At 55.4% G+C, this 10,883-nt stretch carries 10 protein-coding genes and 3 tRNA genes; 4 read left to right on the forward strand and 9 right to left on the reverse strand.

Going from position 1 to position 10,883, the window contains the following annotated elements:
* Positions 1-62 precede the first annotated feature (62 nt).
* The 5 genes from JQM68_RS10950 to JQM68_RS10970 all read right to left on the reverse strand — a co-directional run bounded on the left by JQM68_RS10950 (position 63) and on the right by JQM68_RS10970 (position 5,172).
* Positions 63-2,309, reverse strand: a complete 2,247-nt coding sequence (locus JQM68_RS10950) for an ATP-binding cassette domain-containing protein (RefSeq protein WP_235223042.1) — start codon at positions 2,307-2,309, stop codon at positions 63-65.
* A gap of 135 nt (positions 2,310-2,444) precedes the next feature.
* Positions 2,445-2,714: a hypothetical protein gene (locus JQM68_RS10955; RefSeq protein WP_235223043.1), complete on the reverse strand. Its 270-nt coding sequence runs from the start codon at positions 2,712-2,714 to the stop codon at positions 2,445-2,447.
* Positions 2,715-2,725: 11 nt separating this feature from the next.
* Positions 2,726-2,917: a PspC domain-containing protein gene (locus JQM68_RS10960; RefSeq protein WP_235223044.1), complete on the reverse strand. Its 192-nt coding sequence runs from the start codon at positions 2,915-2,917 to the stop codon at positions 2,726-2,728.
* A gap of 198 nt (positions 2,918-3,115) precedes the next feature.
* Positions 3,116-3,868, reverse strand: coding sequence for a response regulator transcription factor (locus JQM68_RS10965; RefSeq protein ID WP_235223045.1), 753 nt, complete (start codon positions 3,866-3,868; stop codon positions 3,116-3,118).
* Complete coding sequence (locus JQM68_RS10970; protein WP_235223046.1) at positions 3,865-5,172, reverse strand: sensor histidine kinase; 1,308 nt, start codon at positions 5,170-5,172, stop codon at positions 3,865-3,867. Before JQM68_RS10970 ends, JQM68_RS10965 begins: the two co-directional genes overlap by 4 nt.
* 271 nt (positions 5,173-5,443) lie before the next feature.
* Here JQM68_RS10970 and JQM68_RS10975 point away from each other — a divergent pair.
* From JQM68_RS10975 to JQM68_RS10985, 3 genes are all read left to right on the forward strand, one after another.
* Positions 5,444-5,520: transfer RNA gene (locus JQM68_RS10975), tRNA-Met, on the forward strand.
* Positions 5,521-5,560: 40 nt separating this feature from the next.
* A tRNA-Glu gene (locus JQM68_RS10980) sits at positions 5,561-5,635 on the forward strand.
* A 48-nt stretch (positions 5,636-5,683) separates the two neighbouring features.
* Positions 5,684-5,760: transfer RNA gene (locus JQM68_RS10985), tRNA-Val, on the forward strand.
* Between the two features lie 226 nt (positions 5,761-5,986).
* Here JQM68_RS10985 and JQM68_RS10990 read toward each other — a convergent pair.
* The 3 genes from JQM68_RS10990 to JQM68_RS11000 form a co-directional block, all read right to left on the reverse strand.
* Positions 5,987-7,144, reverse strand: coding sequence for a tyrosine-type recombinase/integrase (locus tag JQM68_RS10990; RefSeq protein WP_235223047.1), 1,158 nt, complete (start codon positions 7,142-7,144; stop codon positions 5,987-5,989).
* A complete protein-coding gene (locus JQM68_RS10995) occupies positions 7,144-7,449 on the reverse strand; it encodes a DUF6809 family protein (RefSeq protein ID WP_235223048.1) in 306 nt (101 codons plus the stop codon). Before JQM68_RS10995 ends, JQM68_RS10990 begins: the two co-directional genes overlap by 1 nt.
* A gap of 1,243 nt (positions 7,450-8,692) precedes the next feature.
* Positions 8,693-9,427: a DUF554 domain-containing protein gene (locus JQM68_RS11000; protein WP_235223049.1), complete on the reverse strand. Its 735-nt coding sequence runs from the start codon at positions 9,425-9,427 to the stop codon at positions 8,693-8,695.
* Between the two features lie 115 nt (positions 9,428-9,542).
* Between JQM68_RS11000 and JQM68_RS11005 the strand changes: the two genes are divergently transcribed.
* Positions 9,543-10,415, forward strand: a complete 873-nt coding sequence (locus JQM68_RS11005) for a LysR family transcriptional regulator (protein ID WP_328283736.1) — start codon at positions 9,543-9,545, stop codon at positions 10,413-10,415.
* A gap of 221 nt (positions 10,416-10,636) precedes the next feature.
* Here JQM68_RS11005 and JQM68_RS11010 read toward each other — a convergent pair.
* The coding region (locus JQM68_RS11010; protein ID WP_235223051.1) for a hypothetical protein at positions 10,637-10,883 on the reverse strand (247 nt) is incomplete at its 5' end.

The raw sequence follows: 10,883 nt of genomic DNA on the forward strand, positions 1-10,883 counted from the left end.
TCCTCACAGGGTATATGTTACCGCATATCCGTCCCAAGCGCTCGACTTTCCTTGCCCTTTTGTCACAGCGACCGCCGCAGGTACTCCGCCGTGATGGTATGGGCCCGCTCCGCCATTTCCTTTGGCGTGCCGGCAAAGACCACCTCGCCGCCCGCCGTGCCGCCGTCCGGGCCCACGTCAATGAGCCAGTCCGCCCGCTTCATCACATCCAGATTGTGCTCGATGACGATGACGGTATTGCCCCGGTCCACCAGGCCGTCCAGCAGCTCCATGACCTTTTCCACGTCGGAGGCGTGGAGGCCGGTGGTGGGCTCGTCCAGTACATAGATGTTGCCCTTCTTGTCCAGGTATTTCGCCAGCTTCACCCGCTGGCGCTCGCCGCCGGAGAGGGTGGACAGGGGCTGCCCCAGGCTGAGGTACGGCAGTCCCACCTCCAGCATGGCCCCCAGGGCCTTGCGGAGCTTTTTGTTGTCCTTGAAAAAGGCGTAGGCGTCCTCGGCGGACATCTCCAGGATCTCCACGATGTTCTTCCCGCGGTAGCGGCAGGCCAGGGCCTCTTTGCTGTACCGCTTGCCCTCGCAGGATTCGCAGACGGTGGTCACCGGGTCCATGAACACCAGCTCCGTGACGATGGAGCCCCTGCCGCCGCAGACGGGACAGCCGCCCTTGCTGTTGAAGGAAAAGAGAGAGGCGTCCACGCCGTTTTCCGCCGCCATCACCCTCCGGATCTCATCGAAGAAGCCCAGGAAGGTAGCGGGGGTGGAGCGGCCCGTGGCCGTCACCGGGGACTGGTCCACCAGCACCACCCGGTCATCATACTGTTTGGCGAACACGTCCCGGATGAGGGAGCTTTTCCCGGAGCCCGCCACGCCGGTGACCACCGTCAGCACATCCAGGGGGATGTCCACCGACACGTTTTTCAGGTTGTGGACACAGGCGTTCCGCACCGGGAGGAAGCCTTTCGGGGTCCGCAGGTCCTCTTTCAGCGGCACGGTGTGCTTCATGGCCTCGCCTGTGCGGGTGCCGGAGAGGAGCAGGGCCTCATAGCTGCCCTGGAACAAAATCTCGCCGCCGTTCTTCCCCGCCAGAGGGCCCACGTCGATGACCTCGTCGGCGATGGAGATGACGTCCCTGTCGTGCTCCACCACCAGGACCGTGTTGCCCTTGTCCCGCAGGCTCCGCAGAAGCCCCGTCATGCGGTAGACGTCCCGGGGGTGCATGCCGGTGCTGGGCTCATCAAAGATGTAGGTCATGCCGGTGAGGGCGCTGCCCATATACCGCACCAGCTTCAGCCGCTGGGCCTCGCCGCCGGAGAGGGTGCTGGACTCCCGGTCCATGGAGAGGTAGGGCAGGCCGATGTCGATCATCCGGGTGAGGGAGGCGGTCAGGGCGTCCACAATGGTCTTGGCACGGGGGTCCGTGATGGTCCCCAGCACCCGTACCAGCTCCGTGAACTCCATGGCGCACATCTCGTCGATGCTGTACCCCGCCACCTTGCAGGCAAGGCTTTTGACATTCAGCCGCCGCCCCCGGCACACCGGGCAGGGCTTCTCCTCCACCAGATACATCAGCCGCTTGACGGAGGCCTCCTTCAGCTGGGAGGTGTCCCGGTTGATGAGCATGCGGTGGAGGTAATGGGACACGCCGTCCACCTTTTTGTGGAGCCGCTTTCCGTCCGGGGTATCCGCGCCGTAGAGCAGGCGGTTGCGCTCCGTCTCCGTGAAATCCTTCCACTTTTTATCCAGGGGGAAGATGCCCGCCTCGGCGTACTGCTTCCAGTACCAGTTGCCCACATGGAAGGCCGGCAGGTCCGCCATGCCCTCGTTCCAGGTCTTTTCCGGGTCGATGCGGCCCTCGACGTCCACGGTCATGACCTTGCCGATGCCGGAGCACGCCGGGCACATGCCGTTGGGGTCGTTGAAGGAGAAATAGGAGGCCGTCCCTACGTAGGGCTCCCCGATGCGGGAGTAGAGCAGCCGCAGGGCGGCGTACATATCGCTGATGGTGCCCACGGTGGAGCGGGCGTTGCCGCCCAGCCGGGACTGGTCCACGATGACCGAGGGCGAGAGGTTTTCGATGCGCTCCACCCTGGGCTTTTCGTATTTGGGCAGCCGTCCCCGCATGAAGGCGGTGTAGGTCTCGTTCATCTGCCGCTGGCTCTCGGCGGCGATGGTGTCAAAGACGATGCTGGACTTCCCGGAGCCGGAGACGCCGGTGAACACCACGATCTTCCCCTTTGGAATTTCAAGAGAGATATTTTTCAGATTGTTCTGGGTCAGTCCCCGAATGATGATTTTGTCCTGTGTCATATCATAGGTCCTCACTTTCCCGTCATGTGCGCATCATAACAGATACAATTTTATATGTAAACAGTGAATTTTTCTCGACTTTTCTTGCCAAATCGAAAGAAATGAGGGCACACCGCGGGCGGTGTGCCCTTGTTTTCACTTGCACCAGTCCTGGTAAGGCTGTGCGTCCAGTCGCTCCCGGCAGCCCAGTTTTTTGGCCAGCCGCCCCATAAAGACCCGCTGGACCGGGCGCCCCACCCGGTTGAACATCCGGATCTCTTTTTCGGGCAGATACTCCGGGGCGGCGAATTGGTCCACGGTCTGCTTGTCGAAATAACCGGTCCCTGGGTAATACCGGCCCATCTCCGCAACGGGCGTGCCGTCGGCCTGTTCCGCTTTCCGGCAGCGGCCGGCAAGGGCCGGCAAAACGCCGTCCGTCAGCATTCCGGCGCGCGGGGAATGATGATCGCGGCGACGATGTAGGCCACAAAGCCGCTGCCGCCCATGGCGCAGAACAGTACCCAGGCCAGCCGCACCAGCGTGGGGTCAATGCCAAAATACTCCGCGATGCCGCCGCATACGCCGTCCACCATTTTATTCTCATTGGATTTATAAAGCCGCTTGTTCATGTTTGCATCCTCCGCTCTTTCTTGTCTTTACCCATATTGTATATGCGTTTCCAGTCCGCCGATAGGCACGTTTTGCAGGAGAATGTGTTTGTAATATAGTTTCCGTCCGCGCGGCGGCGCGGAGCGGGTTTTACAGGCAAAAAGCGGGGCGTGAACACCGTTTTCGATGTCACGCCCCGCGTATGGCACAAAATGGCTTCAAACGTCCGCGCTTCCCTCCAGAAAGTCCCGCCGGTACTGGGACGGCGTCACGCCCTCGGCCTTTTTAAACACCTTGGTAAACACCCGGTAGTCCCCGTAGCCCGCCTGCTCCGCTACCTCGGCGATGGAGAGGGATGTGGAGAGGAGCAGCTTTTTCGCCTTCTCCATGCGGATATTGGTCAGGTAGGCCAGGAATCCCACGCCGATCTCGTTCTTGAAAAGCTGGCTGATATACTGGGGATTCAGGTGGAACTCCTCCGCCAGAACGGAGAGGCTCACCTCCTCTGCCAGGTGCGCCTGCAGATACCGGGTAATGCCCGTGATGGTCCGCTCCTGCTCCTCCGGTTCCGCCGCGGACGATACCCGCTGTTCAAACAGGGAAATTTTCAGATTGTCGATGCAGGTGCCGAATTCCTCGTAGTTCACGGGCTTGAGGATATAGTCCGTGATCTGCAGCCGCAGCGCCTCCCGGCAGTAGGAGAAGTCGTCGTAGCCGGACACGATCACAAAGGCGGTGTCCGGGTGCTTCATCCGGCTGAGCTGGATGACCTTCAGCCCGTTCATAATGGGGATGTTGATGTCCATGATGACGATGTCCGGGCGCAGGGTGTCGATCTGGGCCAGCGCCTCCATGCCGTCGGCGGCCTCGCCCACCACCTGGCAGTCGTGGGCCTCCCAGTCAAAGAGACGCTTAAAGCCCTCCCGGATCATAATTTCATCGTCCACCAGCAGCACACGCAGTTTTTTCATGCCATTTCCTCCTCACGCAAAGGCAGCAGCAGACGGGCCGTCACGCCGCCTGTGGGATTTTCCGTGTAGCTCAGGCCATACTCCCGGCCGCAGAGCAGCTTGATCCGCTTCTGTACGTTCAGGATGCCGATGCTGCTGCCCTCCAGCCTGGCCGCCTGTTTTGCATAGTTCTGGAGCATCCGGTCGATCTCCGCTTTCTTTCCCTCGGCAAAGCCGCTGCCGGTGTCGCGGACCAGAATTTCCATCCGGTCCTCCGCCGCCCGCCGGGCCGAGATGCGCACTTCGCCCCGGTAGCCCTTGTTTTTCAAGCCGTGGAGCAGACTGTTTTCCACGATGGGCTGCAAAATGAAGTTCGGCACCTGCACGCCGCCCAGCTCCGGGTCGATGTCGTATTCGCATGTGAGCTCCGGGTAGCGGTAACACATCAGCTCCATGTATGCCTCCAGGAGCTCCATCTCATCGTCCAGAGCCACCATCTGCCGGTCCACCTTGACGCTGAGCCGGAAAAAGTCCACCAGCCGCATCAGCAGGTCCGCCACCTTTTTGTCTCCGTTGAGCTGCGCCTGGATGCGGATGGTATCCAGTGTGTTATACAGAAAATGGGGGTTGACCTGACTTTTCAAATACAGCATGGACATCTTCTGTTCCGTCAGCTCCGCCCGGAGGATGTCCGGGTTTTCCAGCGTCAGATAGAAGGACATCGTCATCAGGGTGATGCCCATGCCGCTGATGAGCCAGGTGTGGTTCAACCACTGCATGGCGCAGACAGTCACCTCAATGAGCAGCGCCGCGCCGATGGCAAGCTTCTTTTTCTGGTCGATCTGCCTCCAGTTTACGGTCAAAAGTCCGGCACACAGCAGCAGGTAAAAGGCGACAGCTCCATAGGGGACCAACATATAAGGCCCGGAGGAATAGTTGCCCTCCGGGGTCACGGTGTAGGAGATCGGCAGCAGGAAATTGCCCAGCTCCGCCACAGCCAGAAAGATTCTGGCATTCCAGTCCAGCCGCCGCTGTCTCCCGGTCTCCTCCTCTACCAGAATGGCGATATACTGATAAAACAGATAGATCACCAGCACCATGCTGCCCAGAAACAGCCTGTGAACAGCATCGTTCAAAAACCTCGGCACGGCCTCCAAATGATGCACTGTGTAAACAGTGACGCCGTCCAGCGCCAGATGGATCAGCACAACGATCAGCAAGGCAGAAAACGTCCTGTGCAGCAGCGTATGCTTCTTTCCCGCGGAAAAATAGATGTAGGCAATGAACGCCAGAACAAGGAACAGTGCGATCTCCATTCGCAGCATGGCATATCCCCCCTGAATGATATTGTATTGGGTATGTCCGCTCATAGATAGGCTGATAATCAAGGCAGTTGTGTCAGTTTTATAGATGCCGTGTTCTATTTTATCATATCACTGCCCCGGAGAGAAATCCACAGGGCAGATGACTGGTTCCGGTTCGCAAAGGCCGTTCTGTGCGCCCGCCAAAAACTTTTCAGAAAAATTGGTGCAAAGTCTTGACAAAACTCGTCCCACTCTGGTATAGTAATTCGTGCCCGTTGTTGGGTGTTGATTTGGCGGCATAGCTCAGTTGGCTAGAGCATGCGGTTCATACCCGCAGTGTCCCCGGTTCAAATCCAGGTGCCGCTACCAAATCCATGAAGCGCCGCGGGGCGCTTCATGGATTCTAAATGGCCCGTTGGTCAAGTGGTTAAGACACGGCCCTTTCACGGCTGTAACATGGGTTCGAATCCCGTACGGGTCACCATCCCATAAGACGTCGTGAGACACGGCGTCTTGTGGGTCCAAAAAACAAGGAGGCTTAGCTCAGCTGGTTAGAGCGCCTGCTTCACACGCAGGAGGTCACTGGTTCGAGTCCAGTAGTCTCCACCAGAAAGTTCCTGATTTCTTGCGAAATCAGGAACTTTTCTTTATATTTCATCAAAATAATTCGGTCGTATTTTTTCGTTTTTCTCCTGACCCAAACCGTGACCCATAAGCGGAAACGAGCGGAAAGGATGAGACAGCACCAGGTAGGATTTTCCCTGCCTGGTGCTGATTTTTGCGGCTTTTTCGTGTTTTTCGGATATACAAGTTTCGGCTGATTTTTTGACATATCTCACATTGCTTGGCTGATGACGTTCCCGATGGTGTCTGCCGCATCCCGTTTCATCTCCGCTGTGGCATGGGTGTAGGTGCTGAGGGTGAATCCTGCTGAGTAGTGCCCCAGAGCACCGGACAGGGTCTTGACATCCACGCCGTTTTTCAGGGATAACGTTGCGAAGGTGTGTCGGAGGTCATGGAATCGGATGTGTTCGGCGCCGATGGATTTCAGGATTTTATCATGGGTGTGACGGAAGGAATCCGGGTCGAACATGGTGCCCGTCTTGGGCGAGGGGAACATATAGGGATTGCCCGGATGTTTCTTGTGTTCCTCCACCAGTAAGTCCACTGCTTGCTGCGGGATTGCCAGCGTCCGAACCGAATTCTGCGTCTTTGGTTGGCTCACTACCAGTTCACCTTTGATGCGATTTACCTGCTTGGTCACGGAGATCGTCCTTGCCTCGACGTCCAGGTCAGTCCAGAGAAGGGCGAGGAGCTCGCCACGCCGCAGGCCGGTGGTTAATTCCAGATAGTATGCCGCCAGCAGTCCGCGCTTGTCTGCTTCCATTAGGTATGGCCCGATTTTCTCCTGCGGCAGTACCTTCATTTCCTTTTTCTCCATCTTTGGCAGTTTACAGCCCCTTGCAGGGTTTACAAGGAGCAGTCTTTCCTTGACTGCCTGTTCGAGGCAGTTGTTCAGCAGGGTGTGGATACCGTGGACTACCCGCACACTTAACCCTTTGTTTTTCAGCTCGATGTGCTTGTACCGTTGTACCCTTCCGTTTTTCTGGAGGTCGTTGTAGAACTTCTGGATTTGAATCGTGGTCAGCTTGTCCAGTTTGATATCTCCCAGTTGAGGGATGATGTGGTTGTCGATGTAATTCAGGTAGTAGTCCTTTGTTTTTTCTCGTAATCTCGGTTCGGCGTAGACCTCATACCACAGTTTGATCCAGGTTCTGACCGTGTAGGTAGTTGCCCTGGTGACATCCAACTGCTGGCTGTCCGCGATTGCTTTCTTTAGCTTCTCTTTGACTTCGCCTTGGGTCTTGCCGAGGACGTTTTTGTAGATGGTTTTGCCGGTATTCGGATCATGTCCTGCCGTGTACCTGCCCTCCCAGCGTCCATCTTTCCGTTTGCGGATACTGCCCTCGCCGTTGGCTCGTTTCTTTGCCATCAGTCATCCCTCCTCTGCTGTTGCCCCATTCGGCGTTCTTCTTCCTCTGCGAAGGAATAGGGCGGTTCCGTGTTCAGTTCCGCAATGATCCCCCACGCCAGACGGAATCCTGCCGCGAAGCTGGCGAGAGAGGTTTCGTCCCGCAGCTCCGCTTCCAAGTCTACTAACTTCAGAAGACTGCGGCGTTCCGGTTTGGTCTTCCCCTCAGTCAATGCCTGGTGGATTTCGTTGATTTCCTGCCGCAGTCCCGGGAAGTCCGGCTCCTTGAAGAATTTTCGCTGTAGTCCTCTCATGTATTCGTACATCGTATCGCCTCCTTGTCAGCGACACACAATACCATCCCTTGACCTTAATAGCCATCCCAACAGGGCAGAGTTATCAATTTGTTATCAATTGGGTTTTGAACCGAGCCAAGGTTTATTCTTTGTTTTGCGACGCAATTCTTGAGGGTGTTCGTCTGCAAAAAGCATCTTCCGCTCCAGCATTCGGCAGAGCGGAAGATGTCCTTTTTGCTCACAATAGCATCGTTTTCTGGGAATGACCCCTACTTTTTTCTTGTGAGAGTAAGCTCTCAGGGAAGGCGACCGCAGAAGCCATATTACTCCTCTGATTTTGACCCCACTTTGGAACTCCCTGAAAATCCCCGTAACTGCCCGCACTGCGGGCAGAAGTGACCGAACAGAGCGCCACACTTGACGCCTGTTCTTTATCCTGCTTTTCTTTTCGTCCCTCGCAAGCCTTCGAAAACCAGCCCAAATCCGCCCTCACGGCCCTGACCGGTGTCTGTTCCCGCTGTTCCCGGCAAAACCGCACACAGCGGCTCACAGGGGCAAACAGGGCGGGAGTTGCGCGTCTTATCCAGTTCCTGCTTTTCGGGGGGATAACCTGACGGCGTGGCTTTCCCTTGTTATTCTTCGTCTTTTTGATATATTCCCCACTATCTGATGAAGAGGGGATACCCCATCTGTTGTGGGCGGAGTCATGGTTCTTGGGAATTTTTCAGCAGCAGATTTTCTCCCACAAATCGCCCACGCTGCTTTGGGTGTGGCTTGAAGGTGTACGGATGGCACCCATCTCACGCCGAGGGCACACAATGGCTCACAGGGCCAACCAGGGTTTAAATCAACGCTTGTTTCTTCTTTCTATGACCACAGGTTCTTCTTTGTCAACTGCATCGCAAATTTTGATTTGGGGCTTCGTGATATCCCAATCTTCTTTTCCTTGTCAACAAATCCGGCCGGGCAAGCCCCGGCCGGATGGTTACCGATAAAACCATGTCAACTGCCCCGAATAGGCTGAATGGTTTATTTCCGCGCCTCTCTGTAATCGGATTGGCCTTGATAGTCTGGAAGGTCGCGACAAATCCTGAGGGCGCTGCCAAAACGCAGTTTTTCAAGAAAAGTCCCAGCAGGTATCCATGGTCAAAAATGCAGAACGGCCAGCAAAATGCTGGCCGTTCTGCGACTCTGGAAATCTATGCGCTTCTGCTTGGCATGGGCAAATGGCGTGGAACATCTGCCAAGGCCATACAAGGAGTGCCAAAGGGGATTAAAAGAACCGACACAAAAAAATCGGCAGAAAAATCGCGGGAATCAGGTTCATGACTTTGATTTTTGTAATGCCCAGCGTATTCAGGCTAATAGCTAAAATCAGAAGGGAACCCACACAGGTCATCTCCGCAATGACGCTTTCTCCGAGAAAGGGGGATAACACAGAGGCCGCCAGCGTAATTGGCACCTGGTAGCAAAATACGGCGATGGCGGATAACGGGACCCCCACCCCCAGCGACACGGTGAAAATGATCGATGCCGTCCCATCCAACAGTGATTTCGCAAACAGCATATCATGGTCTCCCATGAGACCGCTGTTCAATGCACCCACAATAGACATGGCGCCGACACAGTACAACAGGCTGGCAGTGACAAAACCCTCTGCAATCGTAGATGTTTCGCCCTCTGAACCAAACCGGCTCATTTTCTCCTGCACCCAGTTTCCTACCCGCTTCATCGCCCTATCCAGATCCAGCAGTTCTCCGATCAACCCACCGATGACCATGGACAAAATCATGATCAGACTGTTCTGTCCCTTCAGCGAGCCGCTGATCCCCATGCAGGTCGTACATAGCGCCAGTCCCTGCATGATGATGCTCTGCAGCCGTTCTCCCAGCTGGCCGCTGCCAGCGGAAAACAGAGCAGAAAACCGTCGGATGCCCCATCGAAGGAGCAGCCCTACTGTTGAACCGGCCAAAATAGCCGCAACATTGACTATGGAACCTATCAGCATTCTCTCACGCCCTTCTTTCCCCTTTATTTTAAGACAGATATTGCGCTTTGAGAAATGTCAAGTTAAAATAGGGATATAAGCAACGCAAATATCCGGGAGGCGAACCGATCTGAACATCACACAGCTTCAATATGTTCTGGCCGTGGCCGATCACGGCAGTATTTCAAAGGCGGCAGAAGCACTGTTCGTCTCGCAGCCAGCCATTTCCCTGCAAATCAAAAAGCTGGAAAGTGAGTTGGGCTTTTCCCTGCTCTACCGTACAGCACAGGGTGTCTCCCTGACGCCTGCGGGGGAAGAATTCTGTGATGGGGCCAGGCTAGTACAGCAGTCATGGGCACAGTTGCAGGAAATCAATGCCCGCCTGAGCCAGCAAAACCGGGAGCATCTGCGCATCTATCTGGGGCCGCGGGTCTTCTCCAACGGATTGTTCCCGAAAATCATGGCTTTTTTCGAGCGGTATCCCCACATAGAGCCCACATTCATCCAATCCAGCGAAAACTTTTTGGAGGATTTGAAAAGCGGCGATCTTGACCTTGCTCTGAATTACTTATCCTCCTCAGAGACCTGCCCCGATCTCCATCGCTTTTTCCGCTGTGAATTGATCCGAGAGCCCCAGTGTGTTCTCACCAGCCACGGAAGTCCCCTGTCAAAACAGGCCCATGCCTCTTTTGAAGACCTGCGAGGCTGCGCAATCATCGCCGCCCCGCAGGACTTCATGGAAGCGCAGGTCTTAAAAAGAACACTCCAAAAGCACGGGGTCGTTCCCGGCAGAACGTACCGTCTGGATGGCGTAGAAACATCCATGGACATGGTGCGCAATGGAACAGGCATCATCCTGGGTCCCAAATCATTTGCGGAATACTACGGAGTCTGCGCAGTCCCCCTGTGGCCGCCATTTGAGGAGAGCCTTAGTTTTGTCTGCCTGCAGGAAAATAAAAACCACGTCGGCCTCAAAGCACTTCGGAAGTATCTTTTGGAGATTTGCTGAGTGTCTCCAGTTCAAACTCCCAGGTTTTTAGTGGATGACGTGAAGTATCTTGATTATGATGGAAAAACGGTCTTAATCGTATATGGCGAATAACCGCCAGATTCCAATTTGTTGAACTGAGTAGCACATATTCTCCGATAGGAGCAAGGTTGAAATACACCTTGCTCCTTTTGTTATGCTTAGAGTTCCGTCAAAATGACGGATGGGGTGTGATTATGGGCCTAAATCAACACAAAAGGTAAAAGGGATCGTTCTTGTTGCGGATTGACAAGTGAGCCTTTACTATGGTAAAATATAATTCCAAAATTTGTGTGGATTTTTCTGGAACATCGCATCCATTTTTCGCCACGCACCCTTGCTGGGTGCGTGGCTTTTTTCATGGGAGGACAGAAGTTTGAAACAACGTAATAATCGGGGAAGCCCGAAAAAGGGCGCAAAAACAGAACCGCAGGCACTGCGGCAAAAGTA

Origin of the sequence: Oscillibacter valericigenes (assembly GCF_021531435.1) — a bacterium.
GTDB lineage: Bacteria > Bacillota > Clostridia > Oscillospirales > Oscillospiraceae > Oscillibacter > Oscillibacter valericigenes_B.